Source organism: Achromobacter spanius, assembly GCF_002812705.1.
Classification (GTDB): Bacteria; Pseudomonadota; Gammaproteobacteria; order Burkholderiales; family Burkholderiaceae_B; genus Achromobacter; species Achromobacter spanius.
In genome coordinates, this window is sequence record NZ_CP025030.1 from 3,456,928 (window position 1) to 3,482,142 (window position 25,215).

Here is a 25,215-nt window from a genome sequence, read left to right on the forward strand (position 1 = left end):
GTCTCCCCCAGGCCTTCAGACCTTGACGATCCGGACCGCGCACTTCTTGAAGTCGGTCTGGAACGAGATCGGGTCGGTGGCGTCCAGCGTGACCTTGTTGATCAGTTGGCCGGCGTCGAACCAGGGCACGAACACCAGGCCGCGCGGTGGCTTGTTGCGCCCGCGCGTTTCCAGCCGGGTGCGCATCTTGCCGCGCCGCGATTCGATTTCGACTTCCACGCCGCGTCGCAAGCCCATCGCCTGGGCGTCGTCCGGGTGCATGAAACAGACGGCATTCGGAAAGGCGCGGTACAGCTCGGGCACGCGGCGCGTCATGGACCCGGAATGCCAGTGTTCCAGGATGCGGCCGGTGGACAGCCAGAAGGGGTATTCCTTGTCGGGCGATTCCGGCGGCGGTTCGTAGGGCAGGGCATAGATGATGGCGCGGCCGTCGGGGTGGCCGTAGAACTCGAAGCCCGCGCCGGCCTTCACGTAGGGGTCGCTGCCTTCGCGGTAGCGCCACAGGGTTTCCTTGCCGTTGACCACCGGCCAGCGCAGGCCGCGCACCTCGTGGTAGGTGTCGAACGGCGCCAGATCGTGGCCATGGCCCCGGCCGAACTCGGCGTATTCCTCGAACAGGCCCTTTTGCGCATAGAAGCCGAACGCCTCGGCCTCATGGTTTTCGTATTCCGCGTTCAATTCGCTGTTGGGGAATTTGTTGACCTTGCCGTTGGCGTACAGCACGTCAAACAAGGTCTTGCCGCGATACTCCGGCTTCTTGGCCAGCAGGTCGGCGGGCCAGACTTCTTCCACCTTGAAGCGCTTGGAAAATTCCATCAACTGCCACAGGTCGGAGCGCGCGTCGCCGGGCGCGTTCACCAGTTGATGCCAGAACTGCGTGCGCCGTTCGGCGTTGCCGTAAGCGCCTTCTTTTTCCACCCACATGGCGGTGGGCAGGATCAGGTCGGCCGAAATGGTCGTGACCGTGGGGTAGGCATCCGACACCACGATGAAGTTGGCCGGGTTGCGGTAGCCGGGCAGCCCTTCGTTCATCAGGTTGGCGGCCGCCTGCATGTTGTTGTTGACCATCACCCAATAGGCGTTGATGGTGCCGTCCTTCAGCATGCGGTTCTGCAACACCGCGTGCGCGCCCACCTTGTCGGGGATGGTGCCGTCCGGCAGTTGCCAGATCTCTTCCGCGTGGGCCCGATGCTTGGGGTTGGTGACCACCAGGTCGGCCGGCAGCCGATGCGAAAACGTGCCCACTTCGCGCGCGGTGCCACAGGCCGACGGCTGGCCCGTCAGCGAGAACGGGCTGTTGCCCGGCGTCGAGATCTTGCCGGTCAACAGGTGGATGTTGTAGGCCATGTTGTTGGCCCACACGCCGCGCGTGTGCTGGTTGAAACCCATCGTCCAGAAAGACGTCACGCGGATCTTCGGGTCGGCATATAGCTCGGCCAGATCACGCAACTGCTTTTGCGGAACACCCGTCAGCTTGGACGTGTATTCCAGATCGTATTTCGACACGAACTTGGCGAATTCATCGAAGGTGATGGGCTTGGATCCGCCGGCCTTGTCCGCGTTCTTGGCGGCCTTTTGCAAGGGGTGGTCGGGGCGCAGGCCATAGCCGATGTCGGTATTGCCTTCGTGGAATACGGTGTGCTTGTCGACGAAGTCGCGGTTCACCCGCTTGGTCTGGATGATGTAGTTGGCGATGTAGTTCAGGATGGCCAGGTCGGTCTGCGGCGTGAAGGTCAGCGTCAGGTCGGCCAGCTCGTACGAGCGGTGTTCGAAGGTGGACAGCACCACCACGCGCGTCTTGGGCGCGGACAGGCGGCGGTCGGTGACGCGGGTCCACAGGATGGGGTGCATCTCGGCCATGTTCGAGCCCCACAGCACGAAGGCGTCGGCGTTCTCGATGTCGTCATAACAGCCCATGGGCTCATCCGCGCCGAAGGTGCGCATGAAGCCCACCGCCGCCGACGCCATGCAGTGGCGCGCGTTCGGGTCCAGGTTGTTCGACCGAAAGCCCGCCTTCATCAGCTTGAGCGCGGCGTAGCCTTCCCAGATGGTCCATTGGCCCGAGCCGAACATGCCCACGGCGGTCGGCCCCTTGTCTTTGAGGACGCGCTTGAACTGCTCGGCCATCACGTCAAACGCCTGGTCCCACGACACCGGGGCGAATTCACCGTCCTTGGCGTACTTGCCGTCTTTCATGCGCAGCAGCGGCGTGGTCAGCCGGTCGTTGCCGTACATGATCTTTGACAGGAAATAGCCTTTTACGCAGTTCAGGCCCTTGTTCACATCGGCATTGAAATCGCCGTGCGTGGCCACGACCTGGTTGTCCTTTACCGCGACGTTCACGCCGCAGCCGGTCCCGCAGAACCTACAGGGCGCCTTGGACCACTTGAGCTTGGCGGCCTCGGATTCGGTCACGATGTTCTGCGTCATGCCGACGATGGGTATGCCCGCCACGGTGGCGGCGGCCGCGGCGGCGGACTGCTTGATGAAATCTCTACGAGCCATGGACATCGCCAATCTCCTCGTTCATCGCGGCCAGCGTGTCGGCGTGCTGATAGACCAGCGCCGAAGCCAGTACGCCATCCAGGCGCTGAATCTCGGAGATCCGCGCCATCATGTCGTCGGTGGTGGGCGCTTCCAGCGTGACGACCAGCTTGCCGGTGTCGGACGCGCCATGGATGTCCGAACCCGCTATCGCCAGGATGGCGGCGCGCACGTCGGGCAAGCGGTGGGGCAGGGCATGCACAACCAGACTGGCGATGTGCAGCTCGGGCGGCGCCGGAGGCGGCGCGTTGGGGGAGAGCGCGGACATGGAAGGGGTTCCGTCGCGTGGCATCAGCTGCCCGGGGGGCCGGCGATCAGCTGATAGATCCAGACGATGAACCCGTAGCCCGCCACGATGATGACCGTAAGAACGGGGGCCATGACAGCCGTCAGGAACAGAAAACTTCGCAGCTCCTGGGGCTTGGTGTAGCCATCAGACTCGTTTTGCACACACCACCTCACTTTGACAGTTGGGGTATTGCATTGAACGTGCGGATGTCGAAGTTTTTAGCAGTGCTTTTACATCGCGTCAATGTTGCATGACGGCGAAACAATTTGCGGCGCTGCAATAACGCGGCCCATGGTGCGGCACATCGCGCGGCGATAAAAAAGCGTGCCGGATGCGTCGGCCGGATCGATCCGGCCTAGCATTCGGCACGCGACACGCCATCGGCGTTGACGCGAGTTTGAATCAGGCAATCGCGCCGTAGATGCGGCGCGCGTCGGCGGCCGTGGCGATGGGGCGGCCCAGCGCGCGCGCGCCGTCGGCCGCTTGGCGGACCAGCGCCGCGTTATCCGGTGCGACGCTTCCATCACGCAGCTTCAGGTTGTTTTCAAAGCCCACGCGCATGTGGCCCCCAAACGCCGCCGCCGTCGTGACGCATGCGTTTTCCTCGGGGCCGAACGCGCATACCGCCCAGGGCAAGGACTGATCGTAGGCACCCAGGAACGGCAGCAGGTCATACGCCGACGAGGTCTGGCCCGCGCTGTAGCGGCCCAGCACGAACAGCACCGACCACGCGCCCGGCGGCACCAGCCCACGCGCGCGCAGCGACAGCCAGCGGCGCACGTCGCCTTCGTCGTACAGGATGATCTGCGTCATGATGCGGCGCTCGGCCAGCCAGGCCAGGAACGCCGCCAGTTCCGTCTCCGGAATGTCCGGCACGGCAATCTCGCGCAGGCCGATCGACACGGCTTCCGGCTGCAATTCGCGCACCAGCGCAATCTGTTCGGCGGCCTTGTACACGCTGGCTGCTTCGCTGGTGACCTGCACCAGCAATTCGCGGCCCACGGCGCGTTCCACGGCGGCCAGGGCGTCGCGGTAGGCGGTAGCGTCCAGCAGATGGCTGCCGTCCGGCTTGCGCACATGCATGTGCATCATGCCGGCGCCCGCGTCCAGGCAGGCGCGCGCTTCACGCGCCAGATCGTCGGCGGTCAGCGGCACGGCCGGATGGTCGGCCGCCTTCTTGTAGGCGCCGTTGGGCGCCACGGTGATGATGACGGGGGAGTCGGCCAGCGCGGCGCGCGGCAGGGCAGGGGCGTTCAAGGCTGGATCTCCGGCAATTCCGGGTTGATAAGGTCAAGGCCGGCTCGCAGCAGGCGGTCGTAGCGGGCGCGTTCGGCCGCAATGGTCTCGGGCGTCCAGGCGTAGAAGCCTTCGCCCGCCTTCATGCCATGGCGGCCGTCGGCGGCGCGCTCGGTCAGGCAGCGCGCGGGGTGGTCCGCGTTGCAGAACGTGGGGTACATCGTGGCGCCGGCCGCGGCGTGCACGTCGATGCCGGCGTGGTCGCGCTGCATGACGGGGCCGGCGGCCAGGAAGCGGAAGCCAAAGCCGAAGCGCACGGCGGCGTCCACGTCTTCCGGCGACGCAATGCCACGGTCGATCAGGTCAAACGCCTCGCGCGACAACGCATGCTGCAAGCGGTTGGCCAGAAAGCCCGGCAGGTCCTGCTTGACCTTCACCGGCACGCTGCCGCAGCGGCGCATGAAGGCAATCAGCGAATCGGCGCAGGCGTTGTCGCTGGCTTCGCCCAGCACCACTTCTACCAAGGGCACCAGATGCGCGGGCATGAAGAAATGCAGGCCCAGCATGCGGCCGCGCGTGTCCAGGCCCTGGCTGATGGCGCTGATCGGAAAGCTGGAGCTGTTGCTTGCCAGAATGGCGTCGGGGCGCGCACGCTGCCCGAGGTCCGCGAACAATGCTTGTTTGATGTCCAGGCGTTCGGGGATGCATTCGATGACCAGGTTCACCGTGGACCAGTCCACCTCGTCCAGGCTGGCGGCCGTGGCCAGCAACGGGGCGTTCGCCTCGCGCCCGATGGTCTTCAGATTTTCCGCCACGCGCGCGGGCAGGCCCAAAGCGCGTTCCGCGTTCGATTCGATCACGGTGGTGCGGCAGGCGGCGCGGGTCAACACCACCGCCACGTCCGCGCCCATCGTGCCGCCGCCCACCACCACTGCATGCGCCGCGCCCGGGTTGGGCAGCGCTGTTGCGTCCGTCTGCATGGTTTGCTCCTGTCATTGCATCGTCGTTGGGGGCGAGTGTAGAGAAGGGCGTTTGATAGATGAATCAGATTTTTTGGATAGAATGATCGACAAAACAGATCAATACGACCCGGGTGTAGAGACATGCAGATCAACCTTTCGATGCGCGACATTGACACCACGCTGGTGCTGGGCCGTACGCTGAATTTCCGGCAGGCGGCGGCGCAATTGCATTTGTCGCAATCGGCGCTATCCACGCAGATACAGCGCATTGAAGAGGCCTTGGCCGTGCGCCTGTTTGACCGCACCACGCGCACCGTGCGGCTGACGGCGGCGGGCGAGGTCTTCATGCAGCAGGCCGCCACCTTGCAGGCGGCGTTTCGCGACGCCATCGCAGCGGTCAGCAGCATCACCAGCGCCGAGCAGGGGCAGGTGTCGGTGGCCGCGCTGCCCTCGCTTGCCGCCCGCCTGCTGCCGCGCGTGCTGATGACCTACCGCCAGGCGCACCCGCACGTCGCCCTGAAAGTGCGCGACACCTTGTCGGGCCCGGCCTTCGATCTGGTGCGCGCGGGCGAAGTCGACTTCGCGCTCACCGCCGCCGACCCGCAGCACGCCGACCTGCACTATGTGCCGCTGATGTCCGACAGCTTTCTGCTGCTGATCCCCGAGTCGCATCCGCTGGCCAAGTCCCGTGGCCCGCTGCGCTGGGCCGACACCGCTTCGGCCGAGCACGTGTCGATGGTGCAACCCAGCAGCGTGCGGCAATACACGGAATGGGCGTTTCTGCAAAACCGCATCCGCTTCACGCCCGCGTTTGAAGCCGAACACCTGACCACCATCGTGGCGATGGTGGAATGCGGTTTCGGCGTGGCCGCACTGCCCGAGATCGCGGCGGGCGCCGTGGCGCAGACGGGAATCGTGCAACGCCCGCTGATCGGGCCGGTGGCGGAACGGTCGATTGGCTTGGTCACGTCACGCAATCGCAGCTTGTCGCCGGCGGCGGCGGCGTTGGTGGGGACGTTGAAGGAGTATCTGGCGTTGCAGGGGCGGTGAGGCATATCAGGCTAAGACCACGCCGACCCCGTGTCGCGGAAGATCATCTTCGCGTATCATGGATATACATTTTTCGTGTATATCCAAAAAGGAGCTCATATGCGAGTCGCCAAGTGGGGAAATAGTCTGGCCGTGCGTCTTCCCGCCAGCGTGGTTGATGCGTTGAATCTGCAAGAGGGCGACGATATCGAAATCCACATTCAGGGTGATCGTCATTTCGAAGTGCGCAAGACGGCCGGCGAGGAAGGGGTATTGGCGAAGCTGCGTCAATTCCGCGGAATGTTGCCGGCAGACTTTGTTTTTAACCGTGACGAGGCGAATCGCCGTGATAAGTGACGCGCGCGTTTTTCTTGATAGCAACATCCTGATCTATCTGCTGAGCGCCGATGCACGCCGGGCCGACATTGCTGAAGTCCTGCTCAAAGGCAAGCCATTCATCAGCGTCCAGGTGCTGAATGAGGTAACGAATGTCTGCGTGCGCAAGCTGAAAAGACAGTGGGAAGAGACTAACGAGTTTCTGGCAATGGTCAGGATGTTCTGTCGTGTTGTGCCACTGACTGTTGACGTCCACGACAAGGCGCGTCAATTGGCTGAACGCTATCAAATGTCGTTCTATGACGCTTGCATCGCGGCATCGGCGTTGGCCGTCGACTGCCAGATTCTCTACACGGAAGACATGCAGGCCGATATGTCGATTGATCAGCGGCTCACGCTTATCAACCCGTTTACGCAACAGCGTTCGCGCTTGGCTGAGCCGGGTTTTTGAAGCGATTTCTTTACTCATTAGTGTCGAATCATTGGCTGACTTAAGCCCAAACAGCCTTAAGCCCGCGGCCTCACGCCCGCAACCGCGTCTGCTCCGACGCCAGATAGGCGTCTCTTGAAGGCAGCAAATGATCCCGGCAGATCGCCATCAGCGCGTCCCGGTCGCCCGCGCGCAGCGCCTGGATCATGGCCCAGTGTTCCTGTCTTGCGCGCTCACGGTAGGCGGGGGCGACCAGGGTGCCGAAGCGGATTGGGTGGGTGCGGCGGGCGTATTCCTCAATCGCCTGGCCCAGCACGGCGTTGTCCAGCAGGCCGAAGAATTCGCGGTGAAAGCGTTGATTGCTGCGGAACACGCGGCGCGCGTCGCCGTCGGCCACGGCAGCGTCGTGTTCGCGCTGCACCATGACCAACGCCGCCAGCCGCGCTTCGGGAACGGGTAGCGGCATCTGGCTGGCGGCGTGGACTTCCAGCACTTCGCGCAGCGCGTACAGCTCCATGACTTCGCGCGCGGAAAACGTCCGCACAACGGCGCCGACGTTGCGCTTTTTTTCCACCGCGCCCAGCAGTTCAAGCCCGGTCAATACTTGCCGCACGGCATGGCGCTTCATGGAAAAGCGCGCCATCAGCTCGTCTTCGGTCAGGCGTTCGCGCGGGTGCAGCCGGCCGAAGACGATGTCTTCTTCCAGGGCTGCCACCGCGGATTGCGTGGCGTCGGGGGCCTCTGCTTGCAGGGCGTCGGGCGTGATGGCGTTCATGTCGGATTGCTTTGAGTCGGTTTACTTCTTGGGCACGGTGTCATGCGTCACGCCGGCGCGCAGGAAGTCGAAATCAACGCCCTGATCGGCCTGCGTCACGGTTTGCAGGAACAGCTTGCGGTAGCCACGCTCGGCGGTCGGTCGCGTGATCGGCTTTTCCGCCGCGCGGCGCGCGAGTTCGGCGTCGTCCACCAGCAGCGCGATTTCCCGATTGGCCACCGACAGCCGGATGCGGTCGCCATTCTGCACGTAAGCCAGCGGGCCGCCAATCGCGGATTCGGGCGTGACGTGCAGCACGATGGTGCCGGCCGCCGTGCCGCTCATGCGGCCGTCTGAAATGCGGACCATGTCCTTCACACCCGCGCGCGCCAGCTTCTTGGGGATCGGCATGTAGCCGGCTTCGGGCATGCCGGGCGCGCCGGTCGGACCGATGCGCTTGAGCACCAGGATGTCGTCGGCGGTTACGTCCAGCGCGTCGTCGTCGATGCGGCGCGCCATGTCCTCGGCGTCTTCGAACACCACGGCGCGGCCTTCGTGTTCCATCAGCTTGGGGTTGGCGGCCGACTGCTTGATGATGGCGCCGCCCGGCGCCAGATTGCCGCGCAACACAGCCAGGCCGCCCACGGGGTAGATCGGTTGCTCGGCGGTGCGGATCACGTCCTGCTTGAAGGGCGCGGGCGCGTCGTCCAGTTCCTGGCCCAGCGTGCGGCCGGACACGGTCATCACGTCCAGGTGCAGGTAAGGGCGCAGTTCGCGCAGCAACGCCAGCATGCCGCCGGCGTCGTGGAAGTCTTCCATGTAGTGCTGGCCCGAGGGCTTCAGGTCGACCAGCACGGGGGTTTCGCGGCTGATGCGGTCCAGGCCCGCCAGATCGATGTCGATACCCAGGCGGCCGGCGATGGCGGTCAGGTGCACGATGCCGTTGGTGGACCCGCCAATCGAGAGCAGGACGCGCAAGGCGTTCTCAATGGACTTGCCATTGATGATCTGGTCGGGCGTCAAGCGCGACGCGGCCATGGCGACGGCGGTGGCGCCGGTGCGTTCGGCCACGCGCACGCGGTCGGCGGTGACGGCCGGGGCGGACGCGCCGCCCGCCACCATCATGCCCAGCGCTTCGGTGATGCAGGCCATGGTGCTGGCCGTGCCCATCACCGAACAGGTGCCCACGCTGGCGACCAGCTGGTTGTTGACGTCGGCGATCTCGGGCGCGTCGATCTCGTCGGCGCGGTAGCGGCCCCAGTAGCGGCGGCAGTCGGTGCAGGCGCCGACCCGTTCGCCACGGTGCGAACCGGTCAGCATCGACCCCGTGACCAATTGAATGGCGGGCACGCCGGCGGACGCCGCGCCCATCAATTGCGCGGGCACGGTCTTGTCGCAGCCGCCGATCAGCACCACGGCGTCCATGGGCTGCGCGCGGATCATTTCCTCGGTGTCCATGGACATGAGGTTGCGCAGGTACATGCTGGTGGGTTGCGAGAAGCTCTCGTGCACCGAAATGGTCGGGAAGTCCATGGGCAGGCCGCCGGCCAGCATGACGCCGCGCTTGACGGCTTCGATCAGTTGCGGCGCGTTGCCGTGGCAGGGGTTGTAGCTGCTGCCGGTGTTGACGATGCCGATGATCGGACGGGCCAGGGCGTCGTCGGACAAGCCGGCGCCCTTGATGAACGCCTTGCGCAAGAACAGCGAAAAGCCCTTGTCGCCGTAGTTCGTGAGCCCGCGCGCCACGCCCTGCGCGGTGGCACTGTCGCTATCAAAAGGGCCCATCGCGGGCTTGGCGCCCTTGGTCTCGTCCGTCATTTTCAGTCCCGATAATATTATTGATAATCCAGGTCCAAGATCATATCCAGCCTTTGAAAGCGACGGCAAGCGGTTTATGCATGCGTAAACATTGATCGAAATTAACGATCAGTCGATAGAAAAATTCTGATTCTTCAATCAAGTTCGCGCTCCTAAACTGGCGCGGTTGACGAGCCGGGCGTCCGTCCATTCCTATACTCAACCCGGCTGGAGAGAGACCTTATGTCAGACCTGCGTCTGCGGCCGCGCCGTGCCGTCCTGCTATCCCTGCTGGCCTTGTGTGCCGGCGTGTCCGCCCCGGCCATGTCCGCCGATGCCTACCCGGACAAGCCCATCCGCCTGATCGTGCCGTACCCGCCCGGGGGCGCAACCGATGTGATCGGCCGCGTGCTGGCGCAGGAACTGACGGGCGCGCTGGGCCAGTCCGTGATTGTGGAAAACCGCGCGGGCGCGGCGGGCAACATTGGCGCCGACCAGGTCGCCAAGGCGCAGCCGGATGGCTACACCTTGCTGATGGGCGCGCTGACCAGCCACTCCATCAATGCCGCCTTGTACCGTGGCCGCGTCACGTATGACGTGGAAAAGAGCTTCGCGCCGGTGTCCATCGTGGGCACGGTGCCGCTGGTGTTCGTGGTGAACCCGTCGGTGCAGGCCAAGACCTTGTCCGAGTTCATTGCCTTGGCCAAGTCCAAGCCGGGCTACATCACCATGGCGTCGGCCGGCAACGGTTCGCCGCAACATCTGGCGGGCGAAATGTTCAAGCGCGCCGCCGGCGTCGACATCCTGCACGTGCCCTACAAGGGCAGCGGCCCCGCCATGACCGACCTGATGGGCGGCCAGGTGTTGAGCATGATCGAAACCGTGCCGGCCGCGCAGGGCAACATCAAGGCGGGCAAGCTGCGCGCGTTGGCGGTGACGTCCCCCGCGCGCGTGGACGCGCTGCCCGACGTGCCGACCGCGGCGGAGGCGGGCCTGAAGGATTTCGAGGTCAGCTCCATGTTCGGCATCGTTGCGCCCGCCAATACGCCGGCGCCGGTAATCGAACGTTTGAATGGCGAGTTGAAGAAGATCCTGGCCAAGCCAGAGGTGAAGGCGTCGTTGTTGAACCAGGGCGCCATCGCCACCTGGACCACGCCGGCCGATGCAAGCAAGCGGGTGTCGGCGGAAGTCGCCCGCTGGACCAAGGTGATCGACGAAGCCGGCGTGAAGCCGGAGTAAGCCTGATCGCTGCGCCTCTCGGCTGAACCATTTAAGCCACACGCCGAAGATTTCCGAACGAAGTCTTCGGCGTTATTTTTTGTGCGACGCCAAAAGCTGCCGCGCAACAAGACGTTCGTCGCAGGGGAACCCGGCGCACTAAAGGGCGCGGGGAAGCAGGTGGGTGCGCCGCCGGTTCAGACTGCCGTTGCAATAATCCGTAATACAGGGTTTGTTGCACCGCAAACGGGTATTGACCCTGTTCGGACTACGCCGTAATGTACTTTGCGGTCCAGCCTAGGACAGTGGGGGGATACCACGATGACAGAGAATCAAGACGAAAAGTCGATCCTGTACACGCAGTTCGGTACGCACAGCCCTTATTGGCGTCTGTCGGCCGATAGCGACGCCATACAGTTGGCCGCCATCAAGGGGGCGACCAACATCGCATTGGCGCTGCGGCCGGATCAGGCAGACACGGTTCGATCGCTGACGGGGATTACCTCCAGCGTGCGCATCGACATCTTGCTGTACGGCGATCTGCTGCGCTTGCACCTGGTGGGCCGCAAGATCAACCCAAACGAATGGGCCGGCACCGCGTCCGCCTATTCCGATACCGAATCCGTCGCGAAGGACCTGGTCGAAGGCCTGTCGTTTGCCGAGACGGTGGTGTCCGAAGCCAATTCGGTAATCGTCATCGTGGACCAGAACGGCCGCGTGCAGCGCTTCAACAAGCTCAGCGAGGAATACACCGGCAAGCGCGAGCAAGACATCGTCGGGCGCAGCGTGTTCGAAATGTTCATGACGCGCGAAGAGGCCATTGCTTCGCGCCGCAATATCGCGGAATTCTACAAACGCGGCCAGTCGTATGAGGTCGAGCGCCTCATCAACACGGTCAAGGGCCCACGGCTCTTCCTGTTTCGCAACAAGTTCGTCACCAGCGGCAGCGGTGAAAAGCGTGTCTACCTGATCTGCTCGGGCACCGACATCACCGAAGAACGCCAGGCGCAGGAACGGCTGCGCGTGCTGGCCAATACCGACATGCTGACCAACCTGCCCAATCGGCATGCCATTACGTCGCGCCTGAAAGCGGCGTTGACGGCGGGGCAGGACGGGCGCGGCGGCGTGCTGTTCCTGGACCTGGACAACTTCAAGCGCATCAACGACCACTATGGCCACGGCTTCGGCGACCGCCTGCTCAAGGCCGTGTCGGTGGCGATTTCAACCTGCCTGTCGCCGGGCCAGACGCTGGCCCGCCTGGGGGGCGATGAGTTCATCGTGTTGCAGGAACAGGCGCAGGCCTGGGAATTGGAAGCCACTGCCGAACGCATCATCGAACGGCTGCGCGAGCCGTTCCGCCAGGGCTTGATCGAGGTCTACACCAGTTGCTCGATCGGCATCGCCATGTACCCCGACCACGGCGCCGACCTGGACAGTGTGGTGCGCAGCGCCGACATCGCCATGTATGTGGCCAAGGAAGCAGGGCGGCATACCTACCGCGTGTTCCAGCCCGACATGGACCGCCGCAACGCCGACTACGTGTGGCTGGACACGAACCTGCGCAAGGCCTTGTCCGAGAATCACCTGATGCTGTATTACCAGCCCAAGCTGGTGGGCCGCACCGGTGAAGTCCACAGCGTCGAAGCGCTGTTGCGCTGGCGCTCGCCCGATCGTGGCATGGTCTGCCCCGGCACCTTCATTCCCTATGCCGAAGAGTCGGGCCTGATCTCGCCGCTGGGCGTGTGGGTGATGCGCGAAGCCGCGCGCCAGGCCGCGGCCTGGAAGCGCGACGGCCTGAACATCCGCATCGCCATCAACATGTCGGCGCGGCAGTTGGACGACAAGGGCGTGGTCAGCGACTTCATGCGCGCCATTGGCGATGCGGGGCTTGCGCCCTGCATGCTGGATATCGAGCTCACGGAAAGCTGCCTGATCGATGACGAGGACGCCGCCATCGATCTCATCAAACAGTTCCGCCAATTGGGCGCGCGCGTGCACCTGGACGACTTCGGCACCGGCTATTCGTCGCTGTCGCAACTCGCGCGCATTCCGCTGGATGCCATCAAGCTGGACGCCAGCTTTGTGCGCGGCGTGAACGAGAACCCGGTGTCGCAAGCGCTGGCCCGCGCCATCGTGGCCGTGGCGCGCACGCTGGAATTGAAGGTGATTGCGGAAGGCGTGGAAACGCTTGAGGAAACCGCCTTCCTGGATACGCTGGGCGTGGACGCCAAGCAAGGCTATCTGTACGCCAAGCCCATGCCCGCGACTGAATTCGTTGCCTGGCTGGCTCAGCGGCGCCGGCTGCATCTGATCGCCTGATGCAGCCCGCGCGATGCGGGGGCGCGCTCAGTGCATGGTGGCTTCCTGCACGGCCTCGCTGCTGACGGCGCTGCGGCGGTTCTGCGCCAGCACCAGGCGCTCCATGTAGGCGCGGTCTTTCGGGTCGATCGAGAACGCGGCCTCGACCCAATCCTCGGTGATGTCCATCAGTTCGGAACGCGACAGGTTCAGCACGCGCTGGCGGGCGCGCAGCATGGCGCGCATGCCGTTGAGCTTGGGCCGCATCACATCGATGAAGGTGCGCGTGGCGCGGTACGCCTCGCCCGGTTCAAACAGGGTGTCCACCAGCCCCTTGCCGTGGAACCATTCCGCCGTATGCGATTCGCCTGAGCTGATCAGCTCTTCAGCCAGCTTCATGCCCGAACGGCGCGCCACCAGCGAATAGCCGCCCATGCCCGGAAACAGGTTGAACGCCATTTCCGGAAAGCCCATGCGCGCATTGTTCTGCGCCAGCACGAAGTGGTGCGCCAGCGCGGCTTCAAAGCCGCCGCCCAGCGCCGTGCCCTCGATCATCGCCAACGAGATCGCACCGGTGTCGAAACCGCGCGAGGCTGCGTGCACGCAGTCCACGCAAGCGCGTGCATAGGCCCGCAGCGCTTCGCGCTTGCCGTTGCGGATGGCTTCGGCGAAGAAATTCAAGTCGCCGCCCACGTTGTAGATCTGCGGCACCAGCGAACCGGTGACCCAGAAGTCGATGGGCAGGCCCGAGTCCTTGGCGGCGCGCGCCAGGGTCATGATTTCGTCGATGAGTTCGTGGTTAAAGCACGGCCGCGGTTGTGCGCGCAGCATCATCCACATGACTCGGCGTCCCTCCTCATAAAAGGCCGAGATCTGCTTCATATTGCCCGCGGCGGTGAAGGGGTGGCAGTCTGTATGAATGAGTTGATTCATTTGCTTTCGTCCAATCGATCAAGGTGAGTCGGAGTACTGCCGGGTCAGCCTAAACCAGAGCTTCCGGGTGCCGTCTCATGCAAACCTCGTCCGACTGGCCAGACTTGGCCGTAGGTCGAACCGCCGAGTGATTAATGAAAAAGTTCTGCCAACCGATGCAAGGTCTCGGCCTGTCGGGCGAGACGCGCATCGCCGCAACGGATGACCAAGCTCGCAAATTCGCGACCTTGCGGGCAGGGCGCCAAACCGCTTGCGGTCCGCATGCCGTCATGCGTTCGGATGAGGATGTTGCAGCACTGCAACAAGATTGAGTCTCATTTGTAAATAGAATCAATTCTCGATAGCATCGCGCCTTTCATTTTCCTGAACCGACGTAAAGGTCTTGCGATGCATCCGCCGTTTGTCCCACGCTCCCTCTCTTTGGCGGTAGCGTTCGCCCTGTCATCCGCCTTGCCGCAGGCACTGGCGCAGACCGCCCAATTGCCCGCCATCAGTGTCGAAGGCACTAACGCCGACGACCCGCGTGTGCCGGAAGTCACCACCGCCACGCGCACGCAGACGCCGGCCCGCTACGTGCCGCAGACCATCGACACCGTGAAGGTCGAAAACGTGCAGAACTACGGCGTCACGGCGATCAGCGACGCACTGTCGGGCATGCCCAACGTGTCCAGTGCGCAAGACACCCGCTTTGACTCGGTGCGTATACGCGGCTTTGACGCCAGTAATGATTTCTATCTGGACGGCATCCGCGACGACAGCCAGTACGTGCGCGACCTGCACAACATTGAACGCATCGAAGTGCTGAAGGGGCCGGCCGCCGTGCTGTATGGACGGGGCAGCCAGGGCGGTATCGTCAACCGCGTCAGCAAGGCGCCGCAGCCGGGCCGCGAATCCAGCATCGAAGCGCAGACCGGCAGTTGGGATTTGCGCAGCGTGTACGGCGACTTCAGCGCCGACCCCAGCGATAACGTCAGCGTGCGCCTGAACGTGGGCCAGGAAGACAGCAACAGCTTCCGCCACAAGATCGGCGGCACGCGCCAACTAGTGGCGCCCGCGATCAACTGGCGCATCACGCCCAACCTGGACTGGCTGGTGCAGTACGAATACAGCCGCTACGACCGCACGCCCGACCGCGGCATTCCCAGCGTCAACGGCCGGCCCGCCGACGTAGGCCGCAGCACCGTCTACGGCGACCCCGACCGCGACTACATCGACGACCGCGCGCAATCCTTCCGCTCGCGCCTGGCCTACACGCTGGCGCCCGATTGGCAACTGCGCTACACGCTGGGCGTGTTCAAGCTGGACAGCGATTTCGACAACACCTACCTGACGGGCTACAACGCCGCCACCGGCAAGGTCACGCGCACGCGCTGGCAGCAGGACCTCAGCACGCGCAACATCACCAACAACCTGGAAACCGAAGGCCTGTTCCGCACGGGCAGCATCGAGCACCGCGTGCTGTTCGGGGTGGAACTGGCCCACCAGGACAGGTCGCCCACCTTGTATTCCGCCGCCACGCGCGGGCCGGGCGCGCAGCCCGTGCCGGCGCTGGATCTCTATGATCCGGACTTGTCCCGGCAGCACAACGGCGCCATGGCGCTCAGCAGCGATGCGCGCCACAAGGTCAAGAGCCAGGGCTACTACGTGCAGGATCAGATCCGGCTGAACGACGCCTGGCAGGTATTGCTGGGCGTGCGCATGGACCGCTTCAACATCGATTCCACCAACCGCCTGCTGGATGCCTCGGCGTCGCACGACAGCAGCGGCGTCAGCCCGCGCGTGGGCCTGGTGTGGTCGCCGCTACGCGACCATTCTTTCTATGCGTCGTACAGCAAGACGTTTTCACCCACGGGCGGCGGCACCATCGGCATCACGCCGAACGCGCGCGGCAACACCAACGAGCTGGACCCGGAACACACGCGCCAGACGGAAGTGGGCGTCAAGAGCGATTGGCTGGACGGGCAGCTGAGCACCACGCTGTCGCTGTACCAGCTTGAACTCTATAACCGCCGCACCACCGACCCCAATGACCCGACGCTGGTGCTGCTGACCGGCAAGCAGCGTTCACGCGGCATCGAGCTGACCGCCGCCGGACGGCTGACGGGCAACTGGTATCTGCGTGGCGGAATCGGCCTGCAAAACGCCGCCATCATCGAAGACAACAACGGCATGGCGGGCAACCGCGTCAGCAACGTGGCGCGGCGCAACGGCAGCGTCTTCCTGACCTACAAGCCGGCCGAAGGCCTGTATGGCGAAACCGGGCTGACCTTCGTGGGCGAACGCTACGCCGACAACACCAACCTGACGACGCTGCCGGGCTATGCGCGGTGGGACGCGCTGGTGGGTTATCGCACCGGCAAGTGGGACTGGCGCCTGGCCATGCGCAACATCACCGACAAGACCTACTACGGCTCGGCCACCAGCGCCGGGCAGATCCAGGTGGGCGAGCCGCGCACCGTGGTGGCCACGGCGCAATACCGGTTCTAACGCCGCGCTCAGGCCATGCCGCCATTGGCGCGCAGCACCTGCCCATTGACCCAGCCGCTGTCGGGGCCGGCCAGGAAGGACACGATGCCCGAGATGTCGTCCGGCTGGCCCAGCCGTTCCAACGGCGGCATCTTGGCAAAGTGCTCGATCAGTTCGGGGCTCTTGCCCTTCAGGAACAGCTCGGTGGCCACCGGGCCGGGCGCCACGGCGTTGACCGTGATGCGGCGCCCGCGCAATTCCTTGGCGAACACGTGCGTCAGGCTTTCCACCGCGGCCTTGCTGGCGATGTAGATGGCGTAGCCCGGCAGGTTGGTCGCCACGGTGGTGCTGGACACGTTGACGATGCTGCCGCCGTCGGCAAGGCGCGTGGCGGCTTCGCGCAGCGTGTTGAAGGTGCCTCGGGTATTGATGTCGAAGGTCTGGTCGTAGTCCTCGTCGCTGGTCTGCGCCAGCGGCTGCACCTTCAGTACGCCGGCGCTGTTGACCAGCGCGCTGACGCGGCCCAATTCCGATTCCACCTTGTCGAACAGCGCGCGCACTTCGGCGGGCTTGGCCACGTCGGCACGCACCGCCAGGGCGCGGCCGCCGGCCTGGCGGATCTCGTCGGCCAAGGCCTCGGCGTGCGAGGCGCTGGCCGCGTAATTGATGGCGACGGCGTAACCGTCCTGGGCCAGGCGGCGCACGATGGCGGCGCCAATACCGCGCGACCCGCCGGTAACCAGGGCGACGCGTTGAGATGCGTGATCAAGGGCTTGCGTATTCATGGGGGGACTCCAGTGAAAGGGGAAGGCAAAACAGGGAATCGAAACTGCATGGACCGAATCATGAACTATTCCAAACTGAAAATAATTACCCTATATTCGCTAAGTTAATTTCATTTGCATTAACAATCCGAACCCTCATCCCAGCCGTAAACCCAACTACCCATGGACCGTTTCCAGGAAATGCAGGTGTTCGTCCGCATCGCCGAGCGGCGCAGTTTTTCGCAAGCGGCGGAAGACTTGCGCATCCCGCGCGCCACGGTCACCAACCCGATCAAGCGCATGGAAAAGCGCCTGGGCGCGCGGCTGCTTGAACGCACCACCCGCCAGGTGCGCTTGACGCATGACGGCGAGGCCTATTACCAGCGCTGCGTGCGCTTGCTGGCGGATCTGGAAGAGGCCGACGGCGCCTTCCTGAACACCGCGCCCAAGGGGCTGCTGCGCGTCAATGCGCAGGGCACGCTGGCCAAATATTTCCTCATGCCGGGCTTGCCCGGCTTTCTGGAACGCTATCCCGACATCGTCCTGCATCTAGGCGAAGACGACCGGCTGGTTGACCTGGTGCGTGAAGGCGTGGACTGCGTACTGCGCTCGGGCACCTTGCAGGATTCATCCCTGGCGGGCAGGCAGATCGCCTTGATGCCGCAGGTAACGGTGGCCAGCCCCGCGTATCTGGCGCGCTTTGGCGAACCCACCGGCCTGGACGACCTGGCCGGCCATCGGGCCGTGGACTACATTTCAAGCGCCACCGGCCGCGCCATGCCCTTGGACTTCATGGTGGATGGGCGCAACGTCACGGCGCGGCCGGCGTCAGTGGTCAGCGTGACGGGCGCCGAGCTCTACACCGGCGCGGCGCTGGCCGGACTGGGCCTGGTGCAGGTGCCGCGCTATCGCGTCGAGCGCGAACTGGCGGCCGGGCATCTGCGCGTCGTGCTGCCTGATCTGCCGCCCGCGCCCATGCCGGTGTCGGTGCTGTACCCGCAGAACCGGCAGGTGTCGGCGCGGGTGCGCGTCTTTACGCAGTGGCTAACCCAGGTGTTCGCCACCGCGTTCGATCAGACGATGCCGGTCAGGTAGTACACCGCAATCACCACGAACACCGACAGCGTTGAAATCAGCGTGATGGCGAAGATGTCGCCATACGACTGGCGATGCGTCAGGCCGGTGACGGCCAGCAGCGTGATGACCGCGCCGTTGTGCGGCAGCGTGTCCATGCCGCCGCTGGCCATGGCGGCAATGCGGTGCAGTACCTCCATGGGAATGCCGGCCGCCACCGCGCCGTCGATAAAGGTCTGCGCCATCGCGGCCAGCGCGATGCTCATGCCGCCCGAGGCTGACCCGGTGATGCCCGCCAGCGACGTCACCGCCACGGCTTCGCCGATCAGCGGATCGGGAATGGCCTTGAGCGCGTCGGCCACCAGCAAAAATCCCGGCAGCGCGGCAATAACGCCGCCAAAGCCGTATTCGGCCGCCGTGTTCATGGACGCCAGCAGCGCGCCCGACACGGCGCTTTTGCTGCCTTCGGCAAAATGCGCCCTGATGGTGGAAAACGAAAACAGCAGGATGGTCGCGATACCCGCGATCAGCGCGCCCATTACCGCCCACAGCGCCACCTGGTCGGCGGCGTTGACGGGCAGGGGCTGGGCCAGGCCAGGCAGGTCCACTTCGGCGCCCGCCGGATACCAGCCGGGAATCCAGCGGGTCAGCAGGAAGTTCACCACCCCCACGACCACCAGCGGCAGCAGCGCGATCAGCGGATGGTGATTGCGTTCGGTAGCGGGCGTGGTGGGTTCGTTGCGCAGTTCGGTGCCATAGGTTTCGCCCGCCGCCGCCGCGCGCTTGCGCCGCCATTCCAGATACGTGATGCCTATGGTCAGCGTGAACGCCGCGCCGATCAGGCCCAGCCAGGGTGCGGCCCAGGTGGTGGTTTCAAAGAAGGTGGTGGGGATGATGTTCTGGATCTGCGGCGTGCCGGGCAGCGCCGTCATGGTGAAGGTGAACGCGCCCAGCGCGATGGCGCCGGGCATCAAGCGCTTGGGGATGCCGCCCTGGCGGAACATCTCGGCCGCGAAGGGGTAGACGGCGAACACCACCACGAACAGCGATACGCCGCCGTAGGTCAGCACCGCGCACACCATCACGATGGCCAGGATGGCGCGCTCGGCGCCGATCATGCGCAGCACGGCCTGCACGATAGCGCGTGAGAATCCGGACAGCTCGATCAGCTTGCCGAACACGGCGCCCAACAGGAACACGGGGAAATACAGCTTGGCGAAGCCCGCCATGCGCTCCATGAAGATGCCCGAGAACACGGGGGCCAGCGCGGATGGATCCGTCAACAACACCGCGCCCATGGCGGCGATGGGTGCGCACAAGATGACGCTATAGCCTCGATACGCCGCCAGCATCAGGAACGCCAGCGCCGCCACCACGATAAACAATCCGGTCATTCACGACTCCTGGAATGAAGAGATAAGGGGTGCAGGGGGCTACACCTTACCTGAACATGCGGGCCGCATTGCAAGGGCCTGGTGGGCGATGTTCAGGTCAACTGCGGCGTCCTCGCAGTCTGGCTTGGGACGCCGACTTATCACGACGACGTACGACGCCGACTTACGAGCCGGACATCAGCGCCGCCGCCTTGCGGGCCAGGCGCGCCACGCCGAAGCTCGTGGCAAGTTCGTGGCCTTCCAGGTCGGCAAGCGCAATCCAGCGTGCGTCGCGCGCGTCGTCGCCGGCGACCGGTTCGCCGGACTGCCAGCGGCACAGCATGGCGATCAAGATGAAATGACGGCGCAGGGCGCCGGTGTCGTCGCGGTCGAAGACGTCTACCGCGTCAAACACGTGCAGGGGCTCGGCCACGACGCCGGTTTCTTCCAGCAATTCGCGCGCGGTCGCCGCTTCGAGGGGTTCACCGGCGTTGATCTTGCCGCCGGGGAAGGCCCAGCAGTTCTCGTCGGGCGGGTTCGCGCGGCGCACCAGCAGCACATGGCCGTCGCGGATGACGGCGGCAATGGTGGCGGCGATGGGGGCAGCGACGGGGGCTGCTTTGCGTGTGTTGGAGGCAGCGATGGGGCCTGACAGCGGGCCCGGCGCGGCGGCGGGGGAGGTCATGCGGAAATCTCCTGGGGGTGGCGCTCATCCTAACGTATCCGGCGAGGCCACCCCCAGGCGCTTACTTCTTCACCAGCGGGCAGGTGGATTTGGACAAAGGCATGAAGGCCTGGTCGCCCGGCAGGGTTGCCACCAGCTTGTAGTAGTCCCACGGCCGTTTGGATTCAGACGGCTGCTTGACCTCGAACAGGTACATGTCGTGCACCATGCGGCCGTCTTCGCGGATGCGGCCGTTGGTGGCGAAGAAGTCGTTGATGGGCATGGACTTCATCTGCTTCATCACGGCTTCGGGCGCATCGGTGCCGGCCGCCTGCACCGCCTTCAGGTAGTGCATGACCGACGAATAGGTGCCCGCCTGACTCATGTTGGGCATTTTCTTCAGCTTGTCGTAGTAGCGCTGCGACCACGCACGCGTCTGGTCGTTCATGTCCCAGTAGAACGCTTCGGTCAGCGTCAGGCCGGCCGCGGCGTCCAGGCCGATGGCGTGGATGTCATTGATATACAGCAGCAAACCGGCCATCTTCTGGCCGCCCTTGGTCAGGCCGAATTCGCTGGCTGCCTTGATGGCGTTGACCGTGTCGCCGCCCGCGTTGGCCAGGCCCACCACCTGCGCCTTGCTGGCCTGGGCCTGCAGCAGGTAGGACGCGAAGTCGCTGGAACCCAGCGGATGGCGCGAGGCGCCCAGCACCGTGCCGCCGTTGGCCTTGACCACGTCGGTGGCGGACGCTTGCAGCGTGTGGCCGAAGGCGTAGTCGGCCGTCAGGAAGTACCAGGTCTTGCCGCCTTTTTCGACGGTGGCGCGCGCCGTGGTGTTGGCCAGCGACCAGGTGTCGTAGGTGTAGTGCACGGAATAGGGCGAGCACAGATCATTGGTGATGCGTTCGGTGCCGGGGCCGCTGAACACCACAATCTTCTTCTTTTCGCGGGCCACTTCCAGCACGGCCAGCGCGGGCGCGGAACCGGCCACGTCCATGATGGCGTCCACCTTCTGCGTGTCGTACCACTCGCGTGCCTTGGCGGCGGCGATATCGGCCTTGTTCTGGTGGTCCACCACCATCATGTCGATCTTCTTGCCCAGCACCGTGCCGCCGAAATCGGCGATGGCCATTTCAGCCGCCGTGGCGCTGCCCTTGCCGGTCACGTCGGCGTAGACACCGCTCATGTCCAGAATCAGGCCCAGCCGGACGACGTCGTCAGAGATGGCGGCGGGCTGCTGCGCCCAGGCGGGGGTGGCCGCCGCCGCCAGCAGGGCGGATGCGGCGAATAGACGGGTAATCGTGCTGCGGCATTGCATGGAAATCCGGGGCGTGTTGGCGTAAGCCATGGTTTGTCTCCTCTTGTGCCGGATCATGTTGAAGTCTGCCGGCGCCTTGATGGCGCTCTGGTTTGGAGGCTGGCCGCGAAAGTGGCGTGGGTGGTGGGATGGGCTCCTTGGGCGATGGGATTGATGGGGTTGACGATGGCGGGTCGTTGCCGGCTCAGCGTTGCGCCAGCAGGTCGAATTCCATCCGCACTTTGCGAAACGGAAATTCCAGCCTCGCGAAATACACCACGCGGCCGTCGATGCAGGCATAGCGGCGCAGCTCGGCCACGGGCGACGACACGGGAATCTGCAAGGACTCGGCCGATTCCTGGCCGGCTTCGATCACGTTCAGCACCTGTCGCGCTTCGGTGATGCGGGTGCCGTAGAACTGGTCCAGCACGGGCGCCACCGTGCTTTTCTGGATGCGGGTGCGATGCTTGCGAAACAGCCCGCTTTCCAGGAACACTTCGCTGTAGCAAAAGGGGCCGGCGTCCGTGGTGTGTACGCGCCGCAGGTACTGGAACAAGCCACCGCGGTCCGCCTCGCAAGGCATGCCCAGCGTGTCGGGCAACGGGGAATCCGCGCTGGATTCCACCAAGGACACCGTGCCCAGCTGATTGCTCAGTTCCACGGTTTCAGCCCAGGTCTTGGGGATCAGCAGGGTAGGGGTTTCGGGCAGCTCCGCGTTCACGAACGTGCCCGACCCGCGCGAACGCCGGATCAGGCCGTCTTGCTCCAACAAACCGAACGCCTGGCGGATGGTGGCCCGCGAGATGCCATAGGTTTCCATCAACGACTCAAGCGGCGGGATCTGTTGCCCCGGCCGCCACGTGCGGTTCTGGATATGGCTGCGGAACAGCGCCGCCGCTTGCAGGTAAAGCGGCTGGGGGCTGCGCGAAAAGAGCTTGCGGGCGGGCATGGGTCAGGGCGTGGGCGGTAAGGAAGGATCCGAGAGCATAGCCTCAGCCATGTCGCGCAGCCGGTGTTTCTGGATCTTGACCGAATTGGCGCTTTCCACCGACGGAAAGGCGTCCAGCACGGTGAAGCCCACCGGCGCCTTGAAGCCGGCCATGGCGGCCTTGCAGGCGGCGGTCCAGCCGGCGGGGTCGGCTTGGGCGCCGTCATGCAGCAGCACAAAGGCGTAGGGCACGATCTTGCCGTCGCGCGTGGCCCCCACCACCTGGCAGGCGCGCACGCCGGGCAGGGTTTCGACCACCTGTTCGATTTCCACGGGGTTCACCAGAAAGCCCGACAGGCGCAGGGAATCGCCCATGCGAGTCTGGAACACAAACTGCCGCTCGGTCAGCGTGTAGCCCAGGTCGCCCGTCTTGAAATAGCCGTCATCGGTGACGGCGTTCCGGGTGGCCTCGGGGTTGTCCAGATAGCCTTGCATCAGGCTGGGTGAAAGGATTTCAATTTCGCCTGACTGGCCGTGTGGCAGTACGTCGCCGGATGCCGGGTCGCGGGCGCGCACCCGCGCCTCGGGGTAGATCAGCGTGCCGCCGGGTTGGTGGCGGGCGGACACGTCGCCTTCCGCCGGATCACGGGGCTGGCCCGCCACGAGTGCAATCAATTCGCTGGAGCCGTACAGGCCGGTCAGCGGCACGCCGGCTTCGCGCGCCAGGTCCAGCATGTTGTCCAACGCCGGCGTGAAGCTGGCAAAACCGAACAGCCGCGCCGAGGCGAAGGCGCTGGCGGGCGCGCTTTGCATCATGCCAACCAGCGCCTCGTTGTTGGCATAGGTGTGCGTGACTTTGTAGCGTGCTATCGCGTCGGCCGATTCGGCGGCGTTGAACACCGGCGCGCAGACCACGGGCACGCCTTGCGCCAGGCCGCCCGCCAGGGTTGCAAAGCCGAACGCGCCGCAGAACGGCGCGCTGGCCAGCACGCAACTGTGGTCGTCATAGCTGAAAGCCCGCGCCACCGTGGCGCCGTGCCGCAGCAAGGTTTGCTGGTCATGCAGCACGAATTTGGGTTTGGACGTGGTGCCCGACGTGGTGAAGCACAGCACCCCGGCGTTGCCGTGCGCGGCCAGGGGCGGTTGCTGGCTTGCCATCAGGTCGGCGTAGCGATGGGTCGGTTTGCCCGGGATGAATGCGGTGGGCGGTGTGGCGGGGGCATTCGAAGTGGCGTCGGTTGTAGGGGCGACGTTCGGGGTGGCGTCATTCGGGGTGGCAATGTTCGGGGTGGCATTGTTCGGGGTGACGTCATTCGGATCCGGCGCGGAAACGGCGATCACGCCTTGCAGGCGCGTCAGTTCCGACGCCGGGACGGCGGCCAGGATGCCCGCGAAGTCGATGCCCTTGAACCCCGGCCAGAACACCAGCCAGTCGGCCTGGCCACGCCCCAGGATGTCGGCCACCTCTAGTGCGCGAAAGCGCGTGTTGACGGCCAGCACCAGCGCGCCCAGATGCGCGCAGGCCAGGAATGATTCCACCCAGGCGGCGCAGTTGGGCAGCCAGACCGCCACGCGTTGGCCGGGGCGCACGCCGATGCGCGCCAGTCCCGAGGCCAGGGCGCGGCTCTGGGCGCGCAACTGAGCCGCGCTGATCGGCTGGTCTTGATCGATCAACAGGGGCGCATCGGGGCGGCGGGCCGCCAGCGCGTCCAGATGTTCGGCGAAGGTCGAGTACGGCAAGGTCATGGCTTACACCGTGGCGATGGGCGTCACGGGCGAACCCACCGCGCCGGGCATGCGCAAGGGCGGGGCGGTCAGCAGGAAGCGGTTGCGTCCGTTGGCATGCAGCCAGTCGGCCAGGTCCTTCAAGTACCACAGCTCGGCCAGGGGCACGCCCAGTTTGAAGAGGCAATGGTGGTGCAGCGGGAGGATCGAATGGCCGGGGCCGGAGGTGCGTGCCGGGTAGGATTCCACCGCGTAGTTGTCGGCGCAAATGGCGGCCACGCCGCTGGCCGAAATCCAGTCCAGCAGCGCGCTATCGGCACCGTCCAGCACTGCGCCGGTCTGCTCCAGTGCGTGCGGGTCCGGCTGCCCGTTCATTTCAACCACGCGCTCGGCGAAGCCCGTGCGCAACACCAGCATGTCGCCGGTTTCCACCACCACGTTCTGTGCGCGCATGGCGGCTTGCAATTGTTCATGCCCCACCAGCGTGCGGCCGGGGCCGAAGGCGCGCGCCAGGTCCACCAGCACCCCGCGCCCCTGCATGCCTTTTTCGGCATAGCGGCTAACGCTGAGCTTGCGCGCATACGAGCCCCCGGGCGGGCAGCAGGCATCCGGCGACGTGTCGGGGTCGGCGCCGCCAAACACGTCCACCCCGGCGGCATAACCGTTGTAGTACACGCGGCGGGCCTCGCCGTCGCCCTGGATGTCGAACATCGCGCCCACATGGCACAGGCCGTCCCACTGCGTGGAATATTGCATCGACAGCGTCACCTGGTCGTCGGACAGCACGTCCACGGCCTCGGGCTGCACTTGCGACATCGCAAAGTTCAGGTAGGGCGTGCCCTCGCGGAACGTGGGCTTGAGGGTGGGCGCGTGGCGGCGGGGGTTGAGCACGTTGCCGCCCGGCAGGTCCAGCGGCAGCGACAGGCAGAACACCTTGCCCGCCTGCACTTCACGCACGGCCTGCAACACTTTTTCCTCGGTCAGCAGATTCAGCCGGCCCAGTTCATCGTCCGGGCCGAAGTCGCCCCAGGTGGATCCTTCGGGGCGTTGCGTCCAGCGTTTCATTGCTTGTCTCCTATCCGATTTCTGTGTTTTTATAAC

23 protein-coding genes are annotated in these 25,215 nt (G+C 64.9%); 8 read left to right on the plus strand and 15 right to left on the minus strand.

All coding sequences use genetic code 11. The annotated features are described in order from the left end of the window. Positions 1-15: 15 nt before the first annotated feature. The 5 genes from napA to CVS48_RS15780 form a co-directional block, all read right to left on the minus strand. Positions 16-2,511, minus strand: coding sequence for a periplasmic nitrate reductase subunit alpha (gene napA, locus CVS48_RS15760; RefSeq protein WP_100855253.1), 2,496 nt, complete (start codon positions 2,509-2,511; stop codon positions 16-18). Then, positions 2,495-2,812 carry a chaperone NapD gene (locus CVS48_RS15765; RefSeq protein ID WP_100855254.1) on the minus strand — a complete coding sequence of 106 codons (318 nt, stop codon included), beginning with the start codon at positions 2,810-2,812 and terminating at the stop codon, positions 2,495-2,497. The genes napA and CVS48_RS15765 overlap by 17 nt, the downstream gene beginning before the upstream one ends. A gap of 23 nt (positions 2,813-2,835) precedes the next feature. Next, positions 2,836-2,994, minus strand: coding sequence for a periplasmic nitrate reductase, NapE protein (napE, locus tag CVS48_RS15770; RefSeq protein WP_100855255.1), 159 nt, complete (start codon positions 2,992-2,994; stop codon positions 2,836-2,838). Between the two features lie 241 nt (positions 2,995-3,235). After that, complete coding sequence (locus CVS48_RS15775) at positions 3,236-4,090, minus strand: beta-keto acid cleavage family enzyme (protein ID WP_100855256.1); 855 nt, start codon at positions 4,088-4,090, stop codon at positions 3,236-3,238. Further along, a complete protein-coding gene (locus CVS48_RS15780; RefSeq protein WP_100855257.1) occupies positions 4,087-5,049 on the minus strand; it encodes a 3-hydroxyacyl-CoA dehydrogenase family protein in 963 nt (320 codons plus the stop codon). The genes CVS48_RS15775 and CVS48_RS15780 overlap by 4 nt, the downstream gene beginning before the upstream one ends. 123 nt (positions 5,050-5,172) lie before the next feature. Between CVS48_RS15780 and CVS48_RS15785 the strand changes: the two genes are divergently transcribed. The 3 genes from CVS48_RS15785 to CVS48_RS15795 all read left to right on the plus strand — a co-directional run bounded on the left by CVS48_RS15785 (position 5,173) and on the right by CVS48_RS15795 (position 6,847). After that, positions 5,173-6,081: a LysR family transcriptional regulator gene (locus CVS48_RS15785; protein ID WP_100855258.1), complete on the plus strand. Its 909-nt coding sequence runs from the start codon at positions 5,173-5,175 to the stop codon at positions 6,079-6,081. A 99-nt stretch (positions 6,082-6,180) separates the two neighbouring features. Further along, entirely contained in the window at positions 6,181-6,417 is a 237-nt protein-coding gene (locus CVS48_RS15790) for an AbrB/MazE/SpoVT family DNA-binding domain-containing protein (protein ID WP_100855259.1), read from the plus strand. Beyond that, positions 6,401-6,847, plus strand: a complete 447-nt coding sequence (locus CVS48_RS15795; protein WP_100857686.1) for a PIN domain-containing protein — start codon at positions 6,401-6,403, stop codon at positions 6,845-6,847. Before CVS48_RS15790 ends, CVS48_RS15795 begins: the two co-directional genes overlap by 17 nt. A gap of 70 nt (positions 6,848-6,917) precedes the next feature. Here the strand turns inward: CVS48_RS15795 and CVS48_RS15800 are convergent, their stop codons facing one another. Both CVS48_RS15800 and CVS48_RS15805 read right to left on the minus strand, forming a co-directional pair. After that, positions 6,918-7,601 (minus strand): GntR family transcriptional regulator, encoded by a 684-nt coding sequence (locus CVS48_RS15800; protein WP_167401006.1) that lies wholly within the window; start codon positions 7,599-7,601, stop codon positions 6,918-6,920. A 21-nt stretch (positions 7,602-7,622) separates the two neighbouring features. After that, on the minus strand, positions 7,623-9,398 hold the full coding sequence (locus tag CVS48_RS15805) for an IlvD/Edd family dehydratase (protein WP_167401007.1): 1,776 nt from the start codon (positions 9,396-9,398) through the stop codon (positions 7,623-7,625). 222 nt (positions 9,399-9,620) lie between these two features. Here CVS48_RS15805 and CVS48_RS15810 point away from each other — a divergent pair, with 222 nt between their 5' ends. After that, on the plus strand, positions 9,621-10,616 hold the full coding sequence (locus tag CVS48_RS15810; RefSeq protein WP_100855260.1) for a Bug family tripartite tricarboxylate transporter substrate binding protein: 996 nt from the start codon (positions 9,621-9,623) through the stop codon (positions 10,614-10,616). Between the two features lie 300 nt (positions 10,617-10,916). Further along, positions 10,917-12,914 (plus strand): cyclic di-GMP phosphodiesterase, encoded by a 1,998-nt coding sequence (gene pdeR, locus CVS48_RS15815; protein ID WP_100855261.1) that lies wholly within the window; start codon positions 10,917-10,919, stop codon positions 12,912-12,914. Positions 12,915-12,941: 27 nt separating this feature from the next. On the opposite strand, the gene CVS48_RS15820 is transcribed toward pdeR, so the two are convergent. Next, positions 12,942-13,826 carry a crotonase/enoyl-CoA hydratase family protein gene (locus tag CVS48_RS15820; RefSeq protein WP_100855262.1) on the minus strand — a complete coding sequence of 295 codons (885 nt, stop codon included), beginning with the start codon at positions 13,824-13,826 and terminating at the stop codon, positions 12,942-12,944. A 134-nt stretch (positions 13,827-13,960) separates the two neighbouring features. Between CVS48_RS15820 and CVS48_RS29230 the strand changes: the two genes are divergently transcribed. Together CVS48_RS29230 and CVS48_RS15825 are read left to right on the plus strand one after the other, a co-directional pair. After that, the gene (locus tag CVS48_RS29230) at positions 13,961-14,137 is read left to right on the plus strand and encodes a hypothetical protein (protein WP_157814468.1); all 177 of its coding nucleotides are present in this window, start codon (positions 13,961-13,963) and stop codon (positions 14,135-14,137) included. A 76-nt stretch (positions 14,138-14,213) separates the two neighbouring features. Then, positions 14,214-16,313 (plus strand): TonB-dependent receptor, encoded by a 2,100-nt coding sequence (locus tag CVS48_RS15825; RefSeq protein WP_100855263.1) that lies wholly within the window; start codon positions 14,214-14,216, stop codon positions 16,311-16,313. A gap of 8 nt (positions 16,314-16,321) precedes the next feature. Here CVS48_RS15825 and CVS48_RS15830 read toward each other — a convergent pair whose 3' ends face one another. Further along, positions 16,322-17,077, minus strand: coding sequence for an SDR family oxidoreductase (locus CVS48_RS15830; protein ID WP_100855264.1), 756 nt, complete (start codon positions 17,075-17,077; stop codon positions 16,322-16,324). A gap of 162 nt (positions 17,078-17,239) precedes the next feature. Between CVS48_RS15830 and CVS48_RS15835 the strand changes: the two genes are divergently transcribed. Then, on the plus strand, positions 17,240-18,151 hold the full coding sequence (locus CVS48_RS15835) for a LysR family transcriptional regulator (RefSeq protein ID WP_100855265.1): 912 nt from the start codon (positions 17,240-17,242) through the stop codon (positions 18,149-18,151). Here the strand turns inward: CVS48_RS15835 and CVS48_RS15840 are convergent. The 6 genes from CVS48_RS15840 to CVS48_RS15865 form a co-directional block, all read right to left on the minus strand. Beyond that, positions 18,130-19,524, minus strand: a complete 1,395-nt coding sequence (locus tag CVS48_RS15840; RefSeq protein ID WP_100855266.1) for a GntP family permease — start codon at positions 19,522-19,524, stop codon at positions 18,130-18,132. The genes CVS48_RS15835 and CVS48_RS15840 overlap by 22 nt on opposite strands. Positions 19,525-19,687: 163 nt before the next feature. Continuing rightward, positions 19,688-20,188, minus strand: coding sequence for an NUDIX hydrolase (locus tag CVS48_RS15845; RefSeq protein WP_242001260.1), 501 nt, complete (start codon positions 20,186-20,188; stop codon positions 19,688-19,690). A 61-nt stretch (positions 20,189-20,249) separates the two neighbouring features. Then, the gene (locus tag CVS48_RS15850; RefSeq protein ID WP_100855267.1) at positions 20,250-21,512 is read right to left on the minus strand and encodes an ABC transporter substrate-binding protein; all 1,263 of its coding nucleotides are present in this window, start codon (positions 21,510-21,512) and stop codon (positions 20,250-20,252) included. A 154-nt stretch (positions 21,513-21,666) separates the two neighbouring features. Further along, complete coding sequence (locus tag CVS48_RS15855) at positions 21,667-22,410, minus strand: GntR family transcriptional regulator (RefSeq protein WP_046804777.1); 744 nt, start codon at positions 22,408-22,410, stop codon at positions 21,667-21,669. A gap of 3 nt (positions 22,411-22,413) precedes the next feature. Further along, positions 22,414-24,135, minus strand: coding sequence for an AMP-binding protein (locus CVS48_RS15860; RefSeq protein ID WP_100855268.1), 1,722 nt, complete (start codon positions 24,133-24,135; stop codon positions 22,414-22,416). A gap of 3 nt (positions 24,136-24,138) precedes the next feature. Further along, a complete protein-coding gene (locus tag CVS48_RS15865) occupies positions 24,139-25,179 on the minus strand; it encodes a cyclase family protein (RefSeq protein ID WP_100855269.1) in 1,041 nt (346 codons plus the stop codon). Positions 25,180-25,215: the final 36 nt, after the last annotated feature.

What these genes read in the sequence shown, in the direction of transcription:
- napA (WP_100855253.1), bottom strand. Translation starts at nt 2,511, where the DNA reads ATGTCCATGGCTCGTAGAGATTTCATCAAGCAGTCCGCCGCCGCGGCC.
- CVS48_RS15765 (WP_100855254.1), bottom strand. Translation starts at nt 2,812, where the DNA reads ATGTCCGCGCTCTCCCCCAACGCGCCGCCTCCGGCGCCGCCCGAGCTG.
- CVS48_RS15780 (WP_100855257.1), bottom strand. Translation starts at nt 5,049, where the DNA reads ATGCAGACGGACGCAACAGCGCTGCCCAACCCGGGCGCGGCGCATGCA.
- CVS48_RS15785 (WP_100855258.1), top strand. Translation starts at nt 5,173, where the DNA reads ATGCAGATCAACCTTTCGATGCGCGACATTGACACCACGCTGGTGCTG.
- CVS48_RS15790 (WP_100855259.1), top strand. Translation starts at nt 6,181, where the DNA reads ATGCGAGTCGCCAAGTGGGGAAATAGTCTGGCCGTGCGTCTTCCCGCC.
- CVS48_RS15800 (WP_167401006.1), bottom strand. Translation starts at nt 7,601, where the DNA reads ATGAACGCCATCACGCCCGACGCCCTGCAAGCAGAGGCCCCCGACGCC.
- CVS48_RS15805 (WP_167401007.1), bottom strand. Translation starts at nt 9,398, where the DNA reads ATGACGGACGAGACCAAGGGCGCCAAGCCCGCGATGGGCCCTTTTGAT.
- CVS48_RS15810 (WP_100855260.1), top strand. Translation starts at nt 9,621, where the DNA reads ATGTCAGACCTGCGTCTGCGGCCGCGCCGTGCCGTCCTGCTATCCCTG.
- pdeR (WP_100855261.1), top strand. Translation starts at nt 10,917, where the DNA reads ATGACAGAGAATCAAGACGAAAAGTCGATCCTGTACACGCAGTTCGGT.
- CVS48_RS15820 (WP_100855262.1), bottom strand. Translation starts at nt 13,826, where the DNA reads ATGAATCAACTCATTCATACAGACTGCCACCCCTTCACCGCCGCGGGC.
- CVS48_RS29230 (WP_157814468.1), top strand. Translation starts at nt 13,961, where the DNA reads ATGAAAAAGTTCTGCCAACCGATGCAAGGTCTCGGCCTGTCGGGCGAG.
- CVS48_RS15825 (WP_100855263.1), top strand. Translation starts at nt 14,214, where the DNA reads ATGCATCCGCCGTTTGTCCCACGCTCCCTCTCTTTGGCGGTAGCGTTC.
- CVS48_RS15830 (WP_100855264.1), bottom strand. Translation starts at nt 17,077, where the DNA reads ATGAATACGCAAGCCCTTGATCACGCATCTCAACGCGTCGCCCTGGTT.
- CVS48_RS15835 (WP_100855265.1), top strand. Translation starts at nt 17,240, where the DNA reads ATGGACCGTTTCCAGGAAATGCAGGTGTTCGTCCGCATCGCCGAGCGG.
- CVS48_RS15840 (WP_100855266.1), bottom strand. Translation starts at nt 19,524, where the DNA reads ATGACCGGATTGTTTATCGTGGTGGCGGCGCTGGCGTTCCTGATGCTG.
- CVS48_RS15845 (WP_242001260.1), bottom strand. Translation starts at nt 20,188, where the DNA reads ATGACCTCCCCCGCCGCCGCGCCGGGCCCGCTGTCAGGCCCCATCGCT.
- CVS48_RS15850 (WP_100855267.1), bottom strand. Translation starts at nt 21,512, where the DNA reads ATGGCTTACGCCAACACGCCCCGGATTTCCATGCAATGCCGCAGCACG.
- CVS48_RS15855 (WP_046804777.1), bottom strand. Translation starts at nt 22,410, where the DNA reads ATGCCCGCCCGCAAGCTCTTTTCGCGCAGCCCCCAGCCGCTTTACCTG.
- CVS48_RS15860 (WP_100855268.1), bottom strand. Translation starts at nt 24,135, where the DNA reads ATGACCTTGCCGTACTCGACCTTCGCCGAACATCTGGACGCGCTGGCG.
- CVS48_RS15865 (WP_100855269.1), bottom strand. Translation starts at nt 25,179, where the DNA reads ATGAAACGCTGGACGCAACGCCCCGAAGGATCCACCTGGGGCGACTTC.